Here is a 20,578-nt window from a genome sequence, read left to right on the forward strand (position 1 = left end):
AGCCCCGGCGACAGGGGCGAGCTTTTTTCACGCGGATTCGCCGGATCGGGCGACGGAACCCGCCGCCTGTCCGCCGCCTGCCGCTCCGGAGCGTTGCGCCCGCCGGTACCCGCCGGTTCAATCGCCCGAGCCGCCGGACAAGGCGGACCGGAGGAAACCATGGCGGACAGACCGATGCGGACAGATCCGAACGCGGCACGACCGGGCCGGGGCCTGGCCCGGCGCGAGTTGGTCGGGGCGCTCGCCGCCGGAGCGGCGGTCGCGGCCTCGGCGGCCCCTGCCGTCGCGGCTCCCGCGACCCGGCTGGCCACGGAAGAGTTCCGCCTGCCCTGGAGCGAGCCCGGCGTCGACATCTACGTGCGCAACAAGCGCCCGGCCGGCACCGACACGTTCCCGGGCGACCGGATCCTGCTCTACGTGCACGGCTCGACCTACCCGTCCTCCACGGCGTTCGATCTGCCCCTCGGCGGGATGTCGGCCATGGACTACCTCGCGGGCCTCGGCTTCGACGTCTACTGCGTGGACCTGCCCGGCTACGGCCTGTCCGGGCGCCCGGCCGCCATGGACGCGCCGCCGGACGACAACCCGCCGCTGATGCGCACGCCCGACGCCGCCAAGGTCGTGGGACACGTCGTCGACTTCATCAAGAAGCGGCGCAGCGTCGAGAAGATCGACCTGATGGGCTGGTCCTGGGGGACCTCCACCATGGGGCTCTACACCAGCACCCACAACGACAGCGTCAACCGTCTCGTCCTCTACGCGCCGCAATGGCTCGCGCGCACGCCGGGCCTGATCGGCGGCGGCGGCAAGGTGGGTGCCTACCGCACCGTCAGCCGGGACAGCGCCCGGGCCCGCTGGCTGACCGGGGTGCCCGAGGACAAGAAGGCCGACCTGATCCCGGCGGGCTGGTTCGACCAGTGGGCCGACGCGACCTTCGCGACCGACGCGGCCGGCGCGAAGCGGTCGCCGCCGGTCCTGCGCGCACCGAACGGCACGGTCGCCGACAAGGACGCCTACTGGGCGGCCGGCAAGCCGCTCTACGACCCGGGCGAGATCCGCGTGCCGGTGCTGATCATCCACGCCGAGTGGGACGCCGACCTGCCGAGCTATCAGGCGCAGGAGTACTTCACCAAGCTCACCCACGCCCCCTACAAGCGCTTCGTCGAGCTGGGGGAGGGCACCCACACGGTGATGATGGAGAAGAACCGCATGCAGTTCCTCCACGCCGTCGGGGCGTTCCTCACGGAGGCGGACCCGCAGGCGCTGAACTGAGCGCCCCATCCCCGGGGCCGGCCGATCCCATGCCACCGCCTCATTCTGCGGTGCCCGCGCCAGGGAGCCTCCGAGGAGGGGTCAGGGATCGCGCGACTGGCCGGAGGCCTCCTTCGAGGCCTCCGCTGCGCTCCGGCATCTCCGGATGAGGGCGGGGGTGGGAAGGATCGGGGCGGCCGGTCCGGCCGCCGCGGGAGGCTCGCCCTACTCCGCCGCCTGCCGGGCCTGATACCCCAGCCGCTCGTTCAGCGCGCGGATCAGCTTGGCGGCCGCCTCGGCGATCACCGTGCCGGGCGGGAAGATCGCCGCCGCGCCGGCCGCCGTCAGCGCCTCGTAGTCGCCCGGCGGGATGACGCCGCCGATGGCGATCATCACGTCGTCGCGGCCCTGCTCGGTGAGCGCCGCCTTCAGCTCCGGCACCAGGGTCAGGTGGCCGGCCGCCAGCGACGAGACGCCGACGATGTGGACGTCGTTCTCCACCGCTTGGCGGGCGGCCTCCGCCGGCGTGGCGAAGAGCGGCCCGATATCCACGTCGAAGCCGAGATCCGCGAAGGCCGAGGCGATCACCTTCTGGCCGCGGTCGTGCCCGTCCTGGCCCATCTTGGCGACCAGGATGCGCGGCCGGCGGCCGTCATTCTCCTCGAACGCCTCGACCAGCGCCCGGACTTCCTCGACCACAGGCGACATGCCCCCCACCTCGCGCTTGTAGACGCCGGAGATCGAGCGGATCTCGGCGCGGTGCCGGCCCCAGGCCTTCTCCAGGGCCTCGGAAATCTCGCCCACCGTCGCCTTGGCGCGGGCCGCGTCGACGGCGAGTTCCAGCAGGTTGCCGGCGCCGTCGGCGGCCTTCGTGAGCGCGTCGAGCCGGTCCGCGACCGTCGCCTCGTCGCGCTCGGCGCGCAGGCGCTTGAGCTTGTCGATCTGGAGCCGGCGGACGTTGCCGTTGTCGACCCGCAGCAGCTCGATCGCCATCTCGTCGTCGGCCCGGAACTTGTTCACGCCCACGATAGTCTGGCGGCCGGAATCGATCCGCGCCTGCGCCCGCGCGGCGGCCTCCTCGATGCGCAGCTTCGGGATGCCGGCCTCGATCGCCTTGGCCATGCCGCCGAGCCCGTCGACCTCGCGGATGTGCTCCCAGGCCCGGGCGACCATGTCGGCGGTGAGCTTCTCCACGTAGTAGGAGCCGCCCCAGGGATCGACGATCCGGGTGGTGCCGCTCTCCTGCTGGAGGAACAGCTGGGTGTTGCGGGCGATCCGGGCCGAGAAGTCGGTCGGCAGCGCCAGCGCCTCGTCGAGCGCGTTGGTGTGGAGCGACTGCGTGCCGCCCTGCGTCGCCGCCATCGCCTCGATGTTGGTGCGGGTGACGTTGTTGAACACGTCCTGGGCGGTGAGCGACCAGCCCGACGTCTGCGAGTGGGTGCGCAGGGCGAGCGACTTCTCCGACTTCGGATCGAAGCCCTTCACGAGCTTCGCCCAGATCAGGCGCGCGGCCCGCATCTTGGCGACCTCCATGAAGAAGTTGGTCGAGATCGCCCAGAAGAACGACAGGCGCGGGGCGAACTGGTCGATGGTCAGCCCGGCCGCCAGCCCGGCCTTGATGTACTCGACGCCGTCGGCCAGCGTGTAGGCGAGCTCCAGGTCGTTCGTCGCCCCGGCCTCCTGCATGTGGTAGCCGGAGATCGAGATCGAGTTGAACTTCGGCATATTCTTGGACGTATATGCGAAGATATCGGAGATGATCCGCATCGATCCCTTGGGGGGATAGATGTAGGTGTTGCGGACCATGAATTCTTTTAGAATGTCATTTTGAATGGTGCCCGCGAGCTTCTGCGGCGGCACGCCCTGCTCCTCGGCGGCGACGATGTAGAGGGCGAGGATCGGCAGCACGGCGCCGTTCATCGTCATCGACACGGTCATCTCGTCGAGGGGAATCCCCGAGAACAGCGTGCGCATGTCGTAGATCGAGTCGATCGCCACGCCCGCCATGCCGACATCGCCCGAGACGCGGGGATGGTCGGAATCGTAGCCGCGGTGCGTGGCGAGGTCGAAGGCCACCGACAGGCCCTTCTGTCCGGCCGCGAGGTTGCGGCGGTAGAAGGCGTTCGAATCCTCGGCCGTGGAGAAGCCGGCATATTGCCGGATCGTCCAGGGCTGGGTGACGTACATGGTCGGGTAGGGGCCGCGCAGGAACGGCGCGAGACCCGGATAGGTGTCGAGGAACTCGATGCCCTCCCGGTCCTCCGGCCCGTAGCGGCCCTTCACCGGGATGCCCTCCGGCGTCATCCAGGGCTCGCCGAGCGCCGGGGCCGCGATCGCGAGTGATTCGCCGGCGAGCGGGATTTCGGCGAAGTTCGGGATGCGGGAGGTCATGGCGTTGACTCGTTGTGGCGTTTGTCACGCCATTATAGGGACCCGCTCGGAGCGGGCTACTCCCCTATCGGTCAAGCTTCCGCGGAGGCGCCTGAGCGCAGCTCAGCGCAGCTCGGAGTCCCGGTCGCCCGGGCCGCGCCGCAGGAGGTAGACCACGGCGCCGGCCAGCATCAGCGCCATCCCGTACCACGTGATCGCGTAGACGAGATGGTTGTTGGGGAAGGCGATCACCGTCAGCCCGCCCACCGGGAGGCCGCCGGGATTGGGCGTCGCGTCGGCGTCCACGAAGTAGGGCGCGACGTCGCCCAGGCCACGCGCGGCCGCGATGGCGGCGACGTCCCGGGAGTACCAGCGGTCATCCTTGGGATCGTTGGCGCGCAGGAACGCGCCCTTCGGTTCGGTCAGCCGCAGGAGGCCGGTCACCGTCGCCGCGCCCGCGAGCTGCCCGGCCGCCCGGGTCGCCGGATCGCGCCGGGCGCCGGGCACGAAGCCGCGATTGACCAGCACGAGGGTGCCGTCCGGACGCCGCAGGGGCGTCAGCACCCAGAAGCCGCCGCCGAGTTCCGTGACGGCCTGAACCAGGGTCTCGCGATCGTTCAGGAAGGTGCCGGAGAGCCGGACGTGCCGGTAGGCGTCGTCGGGGCCGACGCGCGGCCAGTCGGCGGGGCCGGGGGCCGGCACGGGCGGGGCGTGGACCCGAGCATCGACCCGGGCGATCAGGTCGAGCTTCCAGGCCCGCCGCTCCACCTGCCACGTGCCGAGGCCGAGCAGGACCAGGAAGACGATTCCCGCGCCGACGCCGAACACGGCGCGCCGCAGCAACGAGAGCGGGGCCGGGGAGGGGGCCGGTCCCGGATCAGCCCCCCCTCCCGGCCCCGCGGGCCTCATCTCCGGACGCGCGCTCAGCGGGCGTTGTTCATGACGTCGTGGGCATCCATCGGCATCATGTTGTGGTTGAGGTGGTACATCACCCACACCGAGCCGGCGAGCATGATCACCACCAGCGTGATGGTGAAGATCAGCGCCATGAAGGTCCAGCCGCCCTCCGACTTCGTGCTCATGTGCAGGAAGTAGATGACGTGCACGACCATCTGGACGCCGCCGAGCGCCAGGATGACCAGGGTGGTGACGAGGCTGTTGTCGAGGACGTTGCCCATCACCAGCCAGAACGGGATCACCGTCAGGATCACCGACAGGACGAAGCCCGTCATGTAGCTCTGGAAGGTACCGTGGCCGCCCTCGCTGTGGGCGTGGGCGTCGTGCGTGTCCTGACCGTGACCGGTGAGGTGGTGTGCGTCGGCGCTCATTCGAGCACTCCCATCAGGTAGACGACGGTGAAGACGCCGATCCAGATCAGGTCGAGGAAGTGCCAGAACATCGACAGGCACATCAGCCGGCGCTTGTTCTCGACGATCAGGCCGCGCTTGCCCACCTGCACCATCAGCACGACGAGCCACAGGATGCCCATCGAGACGTGCAGGCCGTGGGTCGACACCAGCGTGTAGAAGGAGGACAGGAACGCGCTGCGCCAGGGCGGCGCGCCCTCGTGGAACAGGTGGACGAACTCCCGGATCTCCAGCGCCACGAAGGCCGCGCCGAACAGGCCGGTCACCGCCAGCCAGATCTGCGTCTGCTTCACCCGGTCCCGGTCCATCTCCAGCATGGCGAAGCCGTAGGTGATGGACGAGAACAGCAGCATGGCGGTGTTCACCGCGATGCCCGGCAGGTCGAACAGCTCCTTCGGCGTGGGGCCGGCCGCGTAGCTGCGCCCGAGCACCCCGTAGGTCGCGAACAGGGTCGCGAAGATGAGGCAGTCGCTCATCAGGTAGAGCCAGAACCCGAGCATGGTCGAGCCCTCGGAATGATGGCCCTCCTCGTCGATCTGGTAGAAGACCGGCGCCGCGGCGCCGGGGGGTGCAGTCTCCGCGTGCATCATCGGATCACGCCATCTCCAGTTCGCGCGTCCGCTGACCTTCCGTCCGACTGACGACGTCGGCGGGAATGTAGTAGTCGCGATTGTAATTGAAGGTGTGGGCGATCGCCACGACGAAGATCGCCACGAAGCTGAGGATCGCCAGCCACCAGACGTACCAGACCATGGCCAGGCCGAAGATGAGGTTCAGGGCCGCCAGGATCGCGCCGGCCGCGGTGTTCTTGGGCATGTGGATCGGCTTGTAGCCCTTGAGCGGACGGTCGAAGCCGCGGTTCTTCATGTCCCACCACGCGTCGGAATCGTGGACCACCGGCGTGAAGGCGAAGTTGTAGTCCGGCGGCGGCGAGGAGGTGGACCATTCCAGCGTCCGGCCGCCCCACGGGTCGCCGCTCAGGTCGCGCAGCTTGTCGCGGTTGCGGATCGAGACCACGAACATGACGATCTGCGAGGCGATGCCGCAGGCGATGAGCGCCGCGCCGATGGCGGCGATCACGAACCAGATCTGCAGCGACGGATCGTCGAAGTGCTGCATGCGCCGGGTCACGCCCATCAGGCCGAGCACGTAGAGCGGCATGAAGGCGACGTAGAACCCGGTGACCCAGAACACGAGGGCCATCTTCCCCCAGAACTCGTCGAGCTTGAAGCCGAAGGCCTTGGGGAACCAGAAGGTCACGCCGGCGAACATGCCGAACAGCACGCCGCCGATGATCACGTTGTGGAAGTGCGCGATCAGGAACAGCGAGTTGTGCAGCACGAAGTCGGCCGGGGGCACCGCCAGCAGGACGCCGGTCATGCCGCCGATCACGAAGGTGACGATGAACGCCACCACCCACATCATCGGCACCTCGAACCGGATCCGGCCGCGGTACATGGTGAACATCCAGTTGAAGATCTTCGCACCCGTCGGGATCGAGATGATCATGGTCGTGATCCCGAAGAACGAGTTCACGTCCGCGCCCGAGCCCATCGTGAAGAAGTGGTGCAGCCACACGAGGTAGGCGAGGATGGTGATGACCACCAGCGCGTAGACCATCGAGGTGTAGCCGAACAGGCGCTTGCCGCAGAAGGTCGAGGTGATCTCCGAGAACACCCCGAAGGCGGGCAGGATCAGGATGTAGACCTCCGGGTGACCCCAGATCCAGATCAGGTTGAAGTACAGCATGGCGTTGCCGCCGAGGTCGTTCGTGAAGAAGTGCGTGCCGACGTAGCGGTCGAGCGACAGCATCGCGAGAACGGCCGTGAGGATCGGGAAGGCGGCCACGATCAGGATGTTGGTGCACAGCGCCGACCAGACGAAGATCGGCAGCTTCATCATGGTCATGCCGGGCGCCCGCATCTTCACGATGGTGGCGACCAGGTTGATGCCCGAGAGCAGCGTCCCGATACCGGCGATCTGCAGCGCCCAGATGTAGTAGTCGACGCCGACGCCGGGGCTCATCGCCGCCCCGGAGAGGGGCGGGTAGGCGAGCCAGGTGGCGCGGGAGAACTCGCCGACGAACAGCGAGACCATCACCAGCAGGCCGCCGGCGACCGTCATCCAGAAACTGAAGTTGTTCAGGAACGGGAAGGCGACGTCGCGGGCGCCGATCTGCAGCGGCACGGCGAAGTTCATGAGCCCCGTGACGAACGGCATCGCCACGAAGAAGATCATGATCATGCCGTGGGCGGTGAAGATCTGATCGTAGTGGTGCGGCGGCAGGAAGCCCTGCTGATCGCCGAAGGCGACCGCCTGCTGGGAGCGCATCAGGATCGCGTCGGCGAAGCCGCGCAGCAGCATGATGCCCGCGAAGATGCAGTACATGATGCCGATCTTCTTGTGGTCGATCGACGTGATCCAGTCACGCCACATCGGCCCCCAGAAGCGGTAGTAGGTGATGACGCCCAGCACGGTGAGGCCGACGACGGCCACGCCGGCGAACGTCGCCTGCAGGATCGGCTCGTGATAGGGGATCTGCTCGATCGTAAATCGCCCGACGAGCAGCTGCTGTAGGTCCAGGTTTGCGAACATGGGATCGGCCCGTTCAGTGGGTTCGACGGCGACCGCCGGTTGTGTGTGTGGAGTCCGCTGTCAGCACGCGCGGCCTCACTGGTTCAGCTGCTTGGGGGCGATCTGGCCGCCCTCGCTCTGGCCCTCGCCGGAGCCCTTGCCCTGGCTGTCGGGCGACTTCTGGCCCCGGACGTCCGGGTTGCCCATGTCGGGCCGCGGCTTCATGCCCTGCGGCTGCGTCTGGCCGTGGGGCAGGGTCTCCGAGGCCGGCGCCGTCGCGCCGGGCCCCTCGACGCCGCGCTCCGCGAGGCGGTTGTCGTACTGCAGGCGCTTGTAGTTCTCGGCGGCCTCCGCGCCGTGGGCCCCGCCCTGCGCGTCGATCTTCACCATCTCGCCGACGCACATCTGGTCGGGCCGCGGGCACATGCCGATGATCCGGTCGTAGAGGCCCTTCATGTACGCCTTGTAGAACCGCGCCGGCTCGGCCTCGCTCGGCTCCTCGAGCTTCAGGTAGGCCTCCTGGGTGAGCTCGCCGCCCTCGGCCTTGGCCTTGGCGATCCACTTGTCGAAGCCCTCGTTGGTGAGGCCGTGGAACTTGAAGAACATGTTGGAGAAGCCGGCGCCGCTGTAGTGCGCCGAGCGGCCCTCGTAGGCGCCCTCGCGGTTGATCACCGCGTGGAGCTGGGTCTGCATGCCGGGCATCGCGTAGACCATGCCGGCGAGCGTGGGCACGTAGAACGTGTTCATCACGTCGGTGGCGGTGATCTTGAAGCGGATCGGCCGGTCCACCGGCGCGGCGAGCTCGTTGACCGTGGCGATCCCGTATTGCGGGTAGAGGAACAGCCACTTCCAATCCATGGCCACCGCCTCGACCTCCAGCGGCACGGTACCGGCCGGGACGTCGCGCTTCGGGTCGATCTTGCTGAGCGGCCGGAACGGATCGAGGGTGTGGGTCCCGATCCAGGTCAGGGCGCCGAGCGCGATAATGATCATCAGCGGCGCCGTCCAGATCAGCACCTCGAGCTGGGTCGAGTGGTGCCATTCGGGATCGTAGACCGCGTCCTCGTTGGTCGCGCGGTAGCGCCACGCGAAGATCAGCGTGAAGGCGATCACCGGGACGATGATCAGGAGCATCAGCCCGGTCGCCGCCAGCACGAGGTTGCGCTGCTGCTCGGCCACGTAGCCGGCCGGGTGCAGGACCACGAAGTTGCAGCCGCCGAGCAGGGTCAGGAGCGGCAGGGCGAGGAGCGGCAGGAGGCGCCGCCCGCGGCCGCCTCGGCGGGTCGCGGCGTCGGTCCTGTCCGGTCGATGGATCGTGGAGGTCACAGCACGCGTCTCGTCATCCCAGGCCGCTCGCGCGGCGCTTCTGCCATGCCGCTGCCGCGGCGCTTCAGCCGTGCCGCGCGAGGCGGCGTTCCCGTCAGCTCACGGGCGGGCCGGGCGGCCCGCGCCGCCGACTCACATCTGGCGCAGTTCCGACCGGTCGGTGAACAGGGCCACGAGGCTGCAGACGGCGCCGGAGAGGAGGTAGACGCCGATCATCGCCAGGCCGTAGCGCTGCGACAGGAACAGGGCCACCAGGGGGGCGAAACCGGCCCCGAGCAGCCACGCGAAGTCGGAGGTGAGCGCGGCGCCGGTGTAGCGGTAGTGGTTGCCGAGGCGGGCGCTCACCGCACCCGCGGTCTGGCCGTAGGCGAGGCCGAGCAGCATGAAGCCGATCGTGACGTAGATGGTCTGGCCGATGGCGCTCTCGCCGAACAGGAGCGGCGCGATGATGCTGCCGACGGCGAAGAAGGCGATCAGCGAAGAGCTCATGATCAGGCAGTTGCGGCGGCCGATCTGGTCGGCGATCAGCCCCGAGGCGGCCACCGCGCCGGCGCAGACGATGGCGCCGGAGAACTGCACGATCAGGAACTCGCCCGGCGAGCGGGTGGTGCTGTTCAGCGCGAGCCACGCGATCGGGAAGATCGTCACGAGGTGGAACAGCGCGAAGGCTGCGAGCGGCACGAAGGCGCCGCGGACCACGTCGCCGGCGTGGTGGCGGAACAGCTCCAGGGCCGGGACCGGGCGCAGCCGGTCGAGGTCCATCATCCGGGCGAACTCGTCGGTGGCGACGAGGCGCAGCCGGGCGAACAGCGCGACCACGTTGATGGTGAAGGCGCAGTAGAACGGGAAGCGCCAGCCCCAGTCGATGAAGTCGGCCTCGTCGAGGTTGACGAGGAAGAACGCGAACAGGGCGCTCGCCACCATGAAGCCCAGCGGCGCGCCGAGCTGCGGGATCATCGCGTACCAGCCGCGGCGCTCGCGCGGCGCGTTCATGGCGAGCAGGGAGGCGAGACCGTCCCAGGCGCCCCCGAGGGCGAGGCCCTGCAGGATCCGCAGGCCGGCCAGGATGTAGACCGCCGAGATGCCGATGCTGTCGTAGCGCGGCAGGAAGCTCACCGCCGCCGTCGACCCGCCGAGCAGGAACAGGGCGGTGGTCAGCTTGACGCTGCGCCCGTGGCGCCGGTCGATCGCCATGAAGATCACGGTGCCGACCGGGCGGGCGATGAAGGCGAGGGCGAAGATCGAGAAGGCGTAGAGGGTGCCCTTCAGCGGGTCGACGAATGGGAAGAACACCTTCGGGAAGACCAGCACGCAGGCGATGCCGAACACGAAGAAGTCGAAGTATTCGGACGCGCGTCCGATGACCACGCCGATGGCGATCTCGTTGGGATGGACCTTGTGGTCTCCCATCGCCTGCTGGGCGTCGCGCTCCAGGCCCGTGACCGTAGGGGTGTTCGCACTCATCTCTGATTGTCGCCCTCGCCGCGCGCCCGTGGGGGCGCCTTGGCCGGAACTGCCTCTTGCGGCATGTCCAGAGGTACCGCAACCGGCTCCGGACGCAAGTTCACCCACTGACGCACGCATAGCACCGCGTGGCCGCAGCCACCGGCGGCGTCAGGGGCGCGGACCGCTCACACGCGGTAATGCGCCGAATTCCGTGACAGGTTGATGTTGTAATAGGGGTCGGCGCGCAGCTCCGGGCCCCAGCGGTCGAGCATGGTCAGCACCTCGCCCTCGAAGCGCTTCTGCTTCTCCGGCGTGTCCTCGGCCCCGCGGCTCTTCGACTCGTGATGAATCAATTTCGCGAAGGGCGTCCAGACGATCCGGTAGCCGGCCCGGCGGATCTTCAGGCAGAGATCCACGTCGTTGAAGGCGACCTTCAGGGCCTGCGCGTCGAAGCCCCCGACCTCCGCGAACACGTCCGCCCGCATGGCCAGGCACGCGCCGGTGACCGCCGAGACCTCGTGGGCGATGACCATGCGGCAGAAATAGCCCGGATCCGCGTCGGCGACGCCGAGATGACTGTGGCCGGCCACGCCCCCGATCCCGAGGACGATGCCGCCGTGCTGGATCGTGCGGTCCGGATAGAGGAGCTTGGCCCCGACGGCCCCGATCTCCGGCCGCACCGCGTGGCGGACCAGCTCGGCGAGCCAGCCGGGCTCGAGCACCTCGATGTCGTTGTTGAGGAACAGGAGCACCGCGCCGGTGGCCGCGGCGGCGCCGCGATTCGACAGATCCGAGAAATTGAACGCCCCCGGCACCGGCACGACGCGCACCCGCGGATCGTCCCGGTAGCGGGCGAACAGGGCGGCGGTCGCGGGCTCGCGGCTGTCGTTGTCGACGATCACCACCTCGATGTCGGGGTAGTCGGTCGCGCCGAGCAGCCCGTCGAGGGTCACCGACAGGATCTCGGCCCGGTCCCGGGTCGGGATGACCGCGGAGACCCGCGGCGGCCGCGCCGGCAGCGGCCGGACCAGGCGGTTGAAGCCGCCGGGACCGCGCTCCGCCCGGCCGCCCCAGGGTGCCACGACCTCCTCGAGGGCGCGCAGGCGCGCGGCCTCCGCCCGAGCGAGTGCCCGGTCCGAGAAGGTGCCGGAGCCCTGCGCGGCGCGCCAGTGATAGAGCACCCGCGGGATGTGGCGGATGCGGGCGGGGTCGAGCCCGTCGGTCAGCCGCAGCAGCAGGTCGTGGTCCTGGCTGCCCTCGAAGCCGGGGCGCAGGCCGCCGACGGCGCGCAGCGCCTCGGTGCGCACGACCGTGAGGTGGTTGATGTAGTTCTGGGCGTAGAGCAGCTCGCGGTCGAAGCAGGACTTGAAGTGCGGGTCGAACCGCCGGCCGCGCCCGTCGATCTTGTCCTCGTCGCTGTAGATCAGCACGAGGCCCGGGTCGCGGCGGAGCGCCCGGGCGACCTCGTAGAGGGCGTCCTCGGTGAGCGCGTCGTCGTGGTCCATGAAGGCGCAGACCGCGCCCCGGGCCATGCCCAGCGCGTCGTTGGTCGCCCGGGCGATGTGGCCGTTCTCGGTCCGGGCCAGGACGCGGATGCGCGGGTCGGCCTCGGCCGCCCGGCTCAGGATCCGCGGGATCTCGGGGCGCGTGGAGGCGTCGTCGACGGCGCACAGTTCCCAGTGGGGGTAGAGCTGCGCGCGCAGCGACGCCAGGGCCGCCCGCAGCACCTTCGGATCCGGATCGTGGACCGGCATCAGCACGGAGATCAGCGGCGGATCGGTCCAGGCGGCGATCTCGGCGGCGATCCCGTCCCGCTCCGCGCGGCGCAGGGTGTGGGTGCCGAGCCAGGCCTCGTAGCCGCTCACGCGCCGGTGGCGCAGCGCCCGGCCGAGGAAGCCCCGCGCGCGCACCTTCTTGCCGAGGATCCGCCAGGTGAAGGCCTGCACGGTCAGGCCGGGATCGCGCAGGAGCCCGCGGGCGGCCAGGACCGGCCGGGCGAGGCGGCGCACGGCGATCCGGCGCAGCCGGACCGGCACCCGCCCCGCCGGATCGGCCACGCGCAGCTCGACGACGTCCTCGGGCAGGCAGCCGATCCACGCGAAGGCACCGCCGCCCCGGGCCTCCTGGGGCAGCAGCGTGCCCGGCCGCCCGTCGGGACCGACGAAGCTGATGTCGGGGAGGGTGTCGCGGGCCTCGGCCGGGTCGTTGGACAGGATGATCTCGACCCAGCGGCCCGCGAGATCCGGCAGCGCGACGCGCAGCCCGTCGGCGCCCGCCCGCGCCGGGAGGGCGCGCCGCTTGCCCCAGAGCCCCGCGACCTGCGCCGTCGGGAGGCGGAGTTCGGGCACCGCCGGCCCGGTCGAACGCACCATCAACTCCAGCTCTTGTCGACCGAGGCCTTCACGGCATCCGACATGGCCACGTCGAACACGATCATGTCCTCGACCGCCTTGACGCTCTTCAGGCGCTCGGCCAGCGCCAGCGTCTCGGCCGGCACCGGCGGCAGGGTCGGGATCGGCGTTCCGATCCCGAGGCGGTCGAACAGCGTCGACGCGAAGGCGGAGAACCGGGTCTTGTGGCCGACGATCCCGACCCGGGCGAGAATCTCGATCGCCGCGATCGAGTTGCCCGGATGCAGCCGGTCGTCCGGCATGCGGGTCCCGAGCTGGCGGGTCAGCGGGTTGTAGAGCAGCCGGTAGGCGGGCTCGGGCAGCATGCGGAAGAAGCGCTTGAGGCTCTTCACGTCGGAGAAGTCGTAGTCGTCCGCGAAGGCGGCGGCCTCGGCCAGCGGCCCCAGGCGCCAGCTGCGCCCGGGATCGGCGGCATCCGCGGCCCGGGCCTTCAGCCAGCGCATCCGGGCCGCCATCTCGATCTGCGGTTCCTGGAGCAGGATGGCCGTGACCATCAGGTCCGGCGTCATGAAGTTCTCGTAGCGCGGGATGGTCACGGCGCCCGACAGGAAGGCCGACGGCGCGGCCGGGCCGGCCAGCACGCAGCTCAGGATCTCGTCCGGCAGCTTGTGGATGCCGAAATAGCAGTGCTGGAAATACGGGAAGAGCGCCGTCTGGAGCACGATCTCGGGCTCGATGCCGGTGTTGACCAGCATCACCCGCTGCCGGATCTGCCCCTCGGCCGGCATGCGCCGGTAGACCAGCACGTTGGTGTCGGCATCGTAGAGTTCGAGCCGCGGGATCTCGGACAGGCCCGGCACCTCGGCCTCGCTGACCACGAAGGTGCATTGCCCGGTGGCGTGCCAGCCGTTGCGCTTGAAGGCCTCGTCGATGACGCTGGCCGGGACCTCGGCCACGCGTCGTCCGTCGACCGCGACCACGACCCGGCTGATGGCGAGGGGATTGTCCGGCACGATCCAGCCGCGGATCGAATCGCCCTGATCGTGGTCGATGAAGTAGCGCATGTCCTGAAGCGTGAGGCGGCGGCATGCCGGCGCCAAGTGTCCGCCATGTGTCGCGGCGCGGCCGGATGCCGAGCGGCAGGGCCATAGCGCATTTTTCCGTCGGCGTGCACCATGGCGCGTTCGGACCGGAGACGGATCCCGGCGGGTCGACCTTGCCGGCTCGATGTGGCCGTCTCTAAGCCACTGATGCCGAACGCGCTATCCGACCGCGGCGCGATGCGATCGGGTCGGCGCGTGCCCGGGACGGACCGGCGGGGGACGCGATCGATCGGCCTCGGCATGCAGGTTCCGCTTGCGCCCTCGCCGGGCAGCCGCTATAGGCCCCGCCCACCGGAGCCCGAACGGCGCCGGGCCGGGCGCGTAGCTCAGCGGGAGGGCACTACCTTGACAGGGTGGTCGACACTCCTCATAAGCTACTGACCAATATGGACTATCTCGATGGCGTCCAGGTTCGGTGAACCTGATCGTGATCGATGAGGAGACGTAGCACAGCGGTAGTGCATTCCCTTGACATGGGAAAGGTCACAGGTTCGATCCCTGTCGTCTCCACCACTCGACGCCGTGAAGTGTCCGGCTTTCTCCAGAGCACGCGCCTCGAACGGATCCCTCGCGGGATCACCGACCCCGAAGGGGTCTGCCGAACCTGACGCGGCCTTTGGCGGCGCGCTTGCCCGCCTATCCCACAGTCGCTCGGCGGCCCGCCCCGCGCGGCGAGACGATCAGGCTCGCCCGTGCGCGTCATCGGCGCGATGGCGCCCCCTCGTCCGGGGTGAGGAGCCGCACGGGGACCCGTGAGACCCGGACCAGCCGCGCGCGACCGCGTCGGACAGGGACGGGAAGCCGCCGCGCAGGTCGACGGACGCGATCCGGTATCGGTGGTCGCCGACGAACCCGGTTCAACCGCGCCACGCGCCGCGTGCGCCTCGCCCGGCAGGGACGCGGCGATCCGCGGATCGACCTCGAAGGCGATCATGCGCCGACGCCGGATCTGCACCGTCGCGATGCCGCGCGCCGCCGTCCAGGGGATCCAGTCGGTGGAGAGCCGCCGGTCGAGGATCTCGCCCGGTCCGACCGACACCACCGGGCCGCGCCGGAGCAGCGTGCGGAGGACGCGCGCCGCGCACAGCCCGGCCGCCCTCCCGGGCGAGCGATGGATCTCGACGACGGTCAGGGCGATGCGCTCCCGGCTGCCTCCGGCCCCGCGCACGGGCACGCGGTCTCAACAGCGACGGCGCACCGGGGCGGCACCCCGCCGAAGCGGCCTCGGCCGCACTGTCCCGCGGCTACGCCGCGCCGCCGGCGAGACCGGAGTCCTACGGTGTCGCGGCGCGGGCGAGGGCCGCGCGGCGCAGCCGGCAGACGGCCTCCGAGACGCGGCGCGCCCGGTCCCGTCCCGCGTCCGGCCGCGGGCGGTCGCAGGCCTCCGCCACCGCGTCCAGCACGGCCGAGGCCGCCGCCATGACGGCCAGCGCCGTCGCCGAACCGGCCGAGACCAGGAAGAAGATCGTTGCGATGACTTGCGGGGCGGTCATGGCGCACCTCCTCGGGTGCTCCGCGGCGGTTTCGCGGTGGTTTCGCGGTGATGAGGAAGACTTATGACCGCTCTGGCGGGAATCGCGTGCGGCCGAGCACGGGCCGCGTCGCGTCGGGCGCATCGCGTGCGGGACCGGCGCCCGTCCCCGCGGCCGTCGCGCCGGCGGGCTCCGGAGGCGCGGAGAACCTCAGCTCGATCGTCCGGCCCGCGCGCGCGACGACCTCGCAGGCCTGGTTCAGCATCAGGGCGATCGAGACGAGCCGGACGGTGCGCGGCGGCACCGCCTCCGGCCGGACCTCGATCCGCGCGCCGGATGTCCGGAGCTCCCAGATGAGGCAGTCACAGCATTCCTGAGGGTGCCCGAAGAAAATCTGTCCGGTCTTGAAGGCCGGCCTCCAAGTCTCGTCCGAGCGGTACCCGGCCATCGCGATCTCCCGAACGACAAACATTTCAACCCGTAACGACGGACTGAATACGCGGTCATTCGAGGCGCGAATTCTGTATCAAACAACACGTCCTGCGAGCGCGCCGGCGAACCCGCCGCCGGCAGGTGCCGGCGATCCGGCGCCTGCCGAGGGGCCGCCGCCCGTGGCCACCGCGCGCGCGCGATCCGCGGCGTTAACAGTCCGACACCTCATCGCCCGCCGTTTAATCCTTCGTTAACCATTCTAAACAGTTTAGTCGGATCAGAATTGCGTCCACAGGGAGCAGGGGATCCGTGAGCGAGCTGCAGAGGCTTCTGAGCGATCCTCGGTTTCGCTCCGCGGACAAGGTCAAGCGCGCCGCCGGTGCCGCGCCCGAGCCCGACCTCGGCAACGTCCTGCGCGCCGTCGCGTCGTTGCAAGCGCGGACCGAGTCCCCGACACCGCCGGCCGCGCCGCGGGACTGGGACGCGCTCATCAACCGGGTGCAGACCGCCGCGCGCCAGGCGCGCGTGATCGAGGCCCAGGCGCGCGAGCGGGAGGCGCGGATCGAGCAGGTGCTGGATCAGGTCCGGGAGGAGATCCACGCCTCCAACGAGCGTGCCCGGATGGCCGAGATGCAGGCGCGCGAGGTCCAGCTGCGCGCCGAGGCGCAGGTCGCCGCCGCCGAGGAGCGCGCCAAGGCGGCCGAGGCCCGCGCCCGCACCGCCGAGGATCGGGCCCGGCAGGCCGAGGAATGGCTGGACCGCGTCCAGCAGGCGATCCTGTCCGAGTTCTCGGACCTCACCGAGCAGGCCGCGGCATGAGCGCCGCCCGCGCGTGGGACGGGCCGACGGAGCCCCATCCCCTGTCCGACCCGGCCTCGCCGCGCGACGGCCGCGCCGACCCGGTCGACCGGGTCGTGGCGCTGTTCTCCGGCGCCGCCTCGGCCGCGCCGGCGTTTTCCGCGGCCGAGGATGACTGGTCGACGTCCCTGACCGCCGTGCGCGGCGCCGCGGCGCGGTTGCGCGCCCTGCAGGCGAGCGCCCGCGATTCCGTCCGGGAGGCCCAGAGTTCCGTGCGCGCGGCCGAGACGGCGCGCCGCGCCGCGGAGGAGCGGGCCCGCCACGCCGAGGCGCTCCTCGCGGCGGCGCTCGCCCGGGCCGAGCAGGCCGAGGCGCAGGCCCGCGCGTCGGACGAGCGGGCCGAACGGGCGGAGGCCCAGCGGGCGGAGGCGCGGGCGTGGCTGCGCCGGATGCACGAGTGCATGGTCAACGAGTTCGGCGCCCTGTCCGGAGCGGCGGATCGGCCCTGAGCCGGGGCGCGCCGGCCCCGGTCGGGCAAACGTCCGGCCCGGATCGCGCGGCCCGCTCCCCTTGATCCAGGAACGCGGGTATCCGGCCTATCGCCGCGCTGACCCGCCGTGCGTCGGCCCCCGCCGAGCGCGCGACGCAGCCGGCAGGGCGCACGGTGGCCGCGCCGGACGAGGGGCGCCGTGCAGATTTCCCCGAGCTCCCGCAATTGCGAGCACTCGCCTTAAGCCGGCGAAAACAATTCTCAGGCCATAGAATTCTGATCTCGTCGTCTCGACGCCGTCCGCCTGGCAGGATCGCCGTGACCCTCAGCCTCGTCCTCAGCACGTCCCTTCCGCTCCTCACCGGGGCGGTGGCGCTGCTGTGGGCGGGGTTCGTCGCTCCGGAGCGGGAGGAGCGTCCGGACGTGCCCGACGCCCGCGACCTGCGCACGTGGTGAGCGCCGGAAGCCGGCCGGGCGTCCGCGCCCGGTGGCGGCGCGAGCGGCACGGATCCCGGTTCCGGCCGTAAGGCATCCTCCGCCGGACGGCTCCCCACTGACGTCACCCCGGGACGCCCCGCGCCCTGTCCCGGCCCGCTTCCGGGGACGGCCCCCGGCGCGCTATGACGCGCCGGGCGCCCTCGCGGCGAGGGCCGGCTCACGGAGGCTTCCCATGGATCTCGGCTTGAGCGGGCGCCGGGCGCTCGTCTGCGCGGCGAGCAAGGGGCTCGGCAAGGGCTGCGCCCTGGCGCTCGCCCGGGAGGGCGTCGCGGTGACGATCACGGCCCGCACCGCGGAGACGCTGGAGCGGACCGCGGACGAGATCCGCGCCGCGACAGGTGCCACCGTGACCACCGTCGCGGGCGACATCGCCACCGAGGCCGGCCGGGCCGCCGCGCTCGCCGCCTGCCCCGAGCCCGACATCCTGGTCAACAATGCCGGCGGCCCGCCCCCCGGCGATTTCCGCGAGTGGGACCGCGACGCCTGGATCCGGGCGCTCGACGCCAACATGCTGGCGCCGATCGCGCTCATCAAGGCGACGGTCGACGCGATGATCGGCCGCGGGTTCGGCCGGATCGTCAACATCACCTCCGGCGCCGTGAAGGCGCCGATCGAGCATCTCGGCCTGTCGAACGGCGCCCGCTCGGGGCTGACGGGCTTCGTGGCCGGGCTCGCGCGGACGACCGTGCGGCACGGCGTGACGATCAACAACCTGCTGCCCGGCCCCTTCGACACCGACCGGATCCGCAGCAACGCGGCGGCGGGGGCCGCCAAGGCCGGCACCACCGTGGAGGCGTTCCTGGAGGCGCGGGCGCGCGACAACCCCGCCGGCCGCTTCGGCCACCCCGACGAGTTCGGCGCCGCCTGCGCGTTCCTGTGCAGCCAGCAGGCGGGCTTCATCACCGGGCAGAACCTGCTGATGGATGGCGGCGCCTATCCCGGCACGTTCTGACGCGGACCGGCCCTCCGTTTGCAGGGGCGGGCCGGATCACATCGTGCGGTGAGGACCATGAGCGTACGCGAGACCGTCGAGGAGCGTCTGGCCCGGATCGCCGAGGGGGACCCGGCGGTCTTCACCCGCCTGTACGCGGAACAGGCCCGCGCGGCGGCGGACGCCGCCGATGCGCGCCGCCGGGACGGGATCTCCCTCGGCCCCCTCGACGGCGCGATGGTCTCGATCAAGGACCTGTTCGACGTGGCGGGCGAGACGACGCGCGCCGGCTCGATCCTGCTCGCCGACGCGGCGCCCGCGCGGGCCGACGCCCCGGTGGTCGCCCGGCTGCGCCGGGCCGGCGCGGTGATCCTGGGCAAGACCAACATGTCCGAGTTCGCCTTCTCGGGGCTCGGCCTCAACCCGCATTACGGCACCCCCGGCAACGCCGCCGATCCGGCGCGCATCCCCGGGGGCTCGTCCTCCGGCGCCGGGGTCTCGGTGGGGCAGGGGACGAGCGACATCGCGATCGGGTCCGACACGGGCGGCTCCGTCCGGATCCCGGCCTCGCTGAACGGCGTCGTCGGCTTCAAGCCGACCGCAAGCCGCGTGCCGCTGGAGGGAGCGTTCCCGCTGTCCTACGCCCTCGATTCCCTGGGGCCCCTCGCCCGGACGGTCGCGGATTGCGCGGCCGCCGACGCCGTGATGGCGGGCGAGGAGCCCGCGCCGCTGGAGGCGCTCGCCGTCGCCGGCCTGCGCATCGGCGTGCCGCGGGGCCTGCTGTTCACCGAGACGGAAGGGCCTGTCGCCGAGGCCTTCGAGCGGGTGCTGTCGCGCCTGTCCCGGGCCGGCGCCCGGATCGCCGATCACCCGATCGACGACCACCTCGCCGCCATGGACGCGGCGCTCCCGGACGGCTCCCTCGCGGCGATCGAGGCCGCGGCGATCCACGCCGACTGGCTGGACAGCGCGGCCGACCGCTACGACCCGCGGGTCCATCGCCGCATCGTGGCCGGCCGGGGCGCGACGGCCGCGGGCTACATCCGGACGATGCGCCGGCGGGCCGCGCTGATCGCCGCCTTCGACCGGTACCTCGCCCCGCTCGACGTGCTGGCGCTCCCGGCGACCGCCACGACGGCGCCGCTCACCGCCCCGCTGGCGGCGGACGACGCGGCCTTCCTGGCGGCCAACCGCCTGATGCTGCGCAACACCGCGTTCGGCAACTTCTTCGATCTCACCGGCCTGTCCCTGCCGATGCCGGACCTGCCCCGGCCGGCGGGCCTGATGCTGCTGGCCCGGCACGGTCAGGATCGCCGGCTCCTGGCGATCGGGGCCGGGGTCGAGGCCGCGCTGGCGGAGTGAGCGATCATCCATCCGCCGGCGCGCCGCCTGTGCAGGTTGCGCGGGACTGCGCCGCGAGCAGTGATGGAGGGGAATACACGACGAACCTCGCGCGATGCGCGAATGCCGCCGCGCGAACGATGCAGTCATTCGTTGAATGCGCGCCATTGACATCAATCTTCGTTCATAAGCAGCGTGCCACAGGATCGGGGCGCGAAGGACGCGTCGCTCGCGGGAGGGACACGCCGCGCGCCTCATGCGGGTGATGCGGGTCGTGACCCTCGGGTTGAGCGGCCCGGACTCGGCGGGTACCGCACGGGCGGCGGTCTAGACGGCCCGGTCCGGGCCCCCGTGCTGTCCATCTCGTGGCCCATCCGCGGCCGGCAAAGCGGCTGCCGGCCCAAGGCCGTATCCGGAGACCTGTGACAATGCGCCCCCTCATCACCCCCCTCGCCATCGTGATCGCCCTGACGACGGGGGCGGCGGCGCAATCCGTTCCGGAGCCGCCCATTCAGAGCCCGCAGGACGCCGCCTGCCGCGAGCAGGCGCGGGCCCAGATCTTCAGCTATCCCAACCCGAACAACCTCAGCCTCTACGACCTCGGCTCGCAGATCTGGCACCTGTGCATGGCGTCCTATCATAGCCGCGGCCCCAACCCCGGCCGCACCGATCAGCGCTTCTAGGAGCGCGCCGGACCGACGCGAGACCGTCGACGGCAGGGTCGGCCCCGCGCCACCGGCGCTCGCCGCCCCGACTCGGCCGCGTCCGCGCACGCGCGGCCCGGTGCATTGCCGGGCCGCGCGCCGTGGTGCACCCTGCCGGCGATTC

Annotated in this window: 18 protein-coding genes and 1 tRNA gene; 8 read left to right on the plus strand and 11 right to left on the minus strand. The window is 71.1% G+C overall.

The window, feature by feature from the left end:
* Window positions 1-159: 159 nt before the first annotated feature.
* Window positions 160-1,272 (plus strand): alpha/beta hydrolase, encoded by a 1,113-nt coding sequence (locus ACTJK8_RS03605; RefSeq protein ID WP_440761544.1) that lies wholly within the window; start codon window positions 160-162, stop codon window positions 1,270-1,272.
* A gap of 204 nt (window positions 1,273-1,476) precedes the next feature.
* Here ACTJK8_RS03605 and scpA read toward each other — a convergent pair whose 3' ends face one another.
* The 9 genes from scpA to ACTJK8_RS03650 all read right to left on the minus strand — a co-directional run bounded on the left by scpA (window position 1,477) and on the right by ACTJK8_RS03650 (window position 13,749).
* Window positions 1,477-3,642, minus strand: coding sequence for a methylmalonyl-CoA mutase (scpA, locus tag ACTJK8_RS03610; RefSeq protein WP_024830388.1), 2,166 nt, complete (start codon window positions 3,640-3,642; stop codon window positions 1,477-1,479).
* Window positions 3,643-3,744: 102 nt separating this feature from the next.
* Window positions 3,745-4,530, minus strand: a complete 786-nt coding sequence (locus tag ACTJK8_RS03615; RefSeq protein ID WP_083461133.1) for an SURF1 family protein — start codon at window positions 4,528-4,530, stop codon at window positions 3,745-3,747.
* Between the two features lie 14 nt (window positions 4,531-4,544).
* Entirely contained in the window at window positions 4,545-4,949 is a 405-nt protein-coding gene (cyoD, locus tag ACTJK8_RS03620) for a cytochrome o ubiquinol oxidase subunit IV (RefSeq protein WP_043073575.1), read from the minus strand.
* Window positions 4,946-5,578: a cytochrome o ubiquinol oxidase subunit III gene (gene cyoC, locus ACTJK8_RS03625; RefSeq protein ID WP_012318716.1), complete on the minus strand. Its 633-nt coding sequence runs from the start codon at window positions 5,576-5,578 to the stop codon at window positions 4,946-4,948. Before cyoC ends, cyoD begins: the two co-directional genes overlap by 4 nt.
* A 4-nt stretch (window positions 5,579-5,582) precedes the next feature.
* Window positions 5,583-7,583, minus strand: coding sequence for a cytochrome o ubiquinol oxidase subunit I (gene cyoB / locus ACTJK8_RS03630; protein ID WP_024830390.1), 2,001 nt, complete (start codon window positions 7,581-7,583; stop codon window positions 5,583-5,585).
* 75 nt (window positions 7,584-7,658) lie between these two features.
* Window positions 7,659-8,888 carry a ubiquinol oxidase subunit II gene (cyoA, locus tag ACTJK8_RS03635; RefSeq protein WP_012318714.1) on the minus strand — a complete coding sequence of 410 codons (1,230 nt, stop codon included), beginning with the start codon at window positions 8,886-8,888 and terminating at the stop codon, window positions 7,659-7,661.
* Window positions 8,889-9,020: 132 nt separating this feature from the next.
* Window positions 9,021-10,352: an MFS transporter gene (locus tag ACTJK8_RS03640; protein ID WP_012318713.1), complete on the minus strand. Its 1,332-nt coding sequence runs from the start codon at window positions 10,350-10,352 to the stop codon at window positions 9,021-9,023.
* Window positions 10,353-10,519: 167 nt separating this feature from the next.
* A complete protein-coding gene (locus ACTJK8_RS03645) occupies window positions 10,520-12,706 on the minus strand; it encodes a glycosyltransferase family 2 protein (protein ID WP_053622457.1) in 2,187 nt (728 codons plus the stop codon).
* A complete protein-coding gene (locus ACTJK8_RS03650) occupies window positions 12,706-13,749 on the minus strand; it encodes a hypothetical protein (RefSeq protein WP_012318711.1) in 1,044 nt (347 codons plus the stop codon). Before ACTJK8_RS03650 ends, ACTJK8_RS03645 begins: the two co-directional genes overlap by 1 nt.
* A gap of 477 nt (window positions 13,750-14,226) precedes the next feature.
* Here ACTJK8_RS03650 and ACTJK8_RS03655 point away from each other — a divergent pair.
* Window positions 14,227-14,301: transfer RNA gene (locus ACTJK8_RS03655), tRNA-Val, on the plus strand.
* Window positions 14,302-15,062: 761 nt separating this feature from the next.
* Here ACTJK8_RS03655 and ACTJK8_RS03660 read toward each other — a convergent pair.
* Together ACTJK8_RS03660 and ACTJK8_RS03665 are read right to left on the minus strand one after the other, a co-directional pair.
* The gene (locus tag ACTJK8_RS03660) at window positions 15,063-15,281 is read right to left on the minus strand and encodes a hypothetical protein (RefSeq protein ID WP_012318710.1); all 219 of its coding nucleotides are present in this window, start codon (window positions 15,279-15,281) and stop codon (window positions 15,063-15,065) included.
* 61 nt (window positions 15,282-15,342) lie between these two features.
* On the minus strand, window positions 15,343-15,708 hold the full coding sequence (locus tag ACTJK8_RS03665) for a hypothetical protein (RefSeq protein WP_063110275.1): 366 nt from the start codon (window positions 15,706-15,708) through the stop codon (window positions 15,343-15,345).
* Window positions 15,709-16,001: 293 nt separating this feature from the next.
* Between ACTJK8_RS03665 and ACTJK8_RS03670 the strand changes: the two genes are divergently transcribed.
* From ACTJK8_RS03670 to ACTJK8_RS03695, 6 genes are all read left to right on the plus strand, one after another.
* The gene (locus ACTJK8_RS03670; RefSeq protein ID WP_127991172.1) at window positions 16,002-16,511 is read left to right on the plus strand and encodes a hypothetical protein; all 510 of its coding nucleotides are present in this window, start codon (window positions 16,002-16,004) and stop codon (window positions 16,509-16,511) included.
* A complete protein-coding gene (locus ACTJK8_RS03675; protein WP_029359354.1) occupies window positions 16,508-16,999 on the plus strand; it encodes a hypothetical protein in 492 nt (163 codons plus the stop codon). The genes ACTJK8_RS03670 and ACTJK8_RS03675 overlap by 4 nt, the downstream gene beginning before the upstream one ends.
* Window positions 17,000-17,298: 299 nt before the next feature.
* A complete protein-coding gene (locus ACTJK8_RS03680; protein WP_012318706.1) occupies window positions 17,299-17,436 on the plus strand; it encodes a hypothetical protein in 138 nt (45 codons plus the stop codon).
* Window positions 17,437-17,650: 214 nt separating this feature from the next.
* The gene (locus tag ACTJK8_RS03685; RefSeq protein ID WP_440761545.1) at window positions 17,651-18,430 is read left to right on the plus strand and encodes an SDR family oxidoreductase; all 780 of its coding nucleotides are present in this window, start codon (window positions 17,651-17,653) and stop codon (window positions 18,428-18,430) included.
* A gap of 57 nt (window positions 18,431-18,487) precedes the next feature.
* Window positions 18,488-19,771, plus strand: coding sequence for an amidase (locus ACTJK8_RS03690; RefSeq protein ID WP_116655523.1), 1,284 nt, complete (start codon window positions 18,488-18,490; stop codon window positions 19,769-19,771).
* A 407-nt stretch (window positions 19,772-20,178) separates the two neighbouring features.
* Window positions 20,179-20,433: a hypothetical protein gene (locus ACTJK8_RS03695; RefSeq protein WP_012318703.1), complete on the plus strand. Its 255-nt coding sequence runs from the start codon at window positions 20,179-20,181 to the stop codon at window positions 20,431-20,433.
* Window positions 20,434-20,578 lie beyond the last annotated feature (145 nt).

This window comes from Methylobacterium sp. 22177 (assembly GCF_052045615.1).
GTDB classification, from domain to species: Bacteria; Pseudomonadota; Alphaproteobacteria; order Rhizobiales; family Beijerinckiaceae; genus Methylobacterium; species Methylobacterium radiotolerans.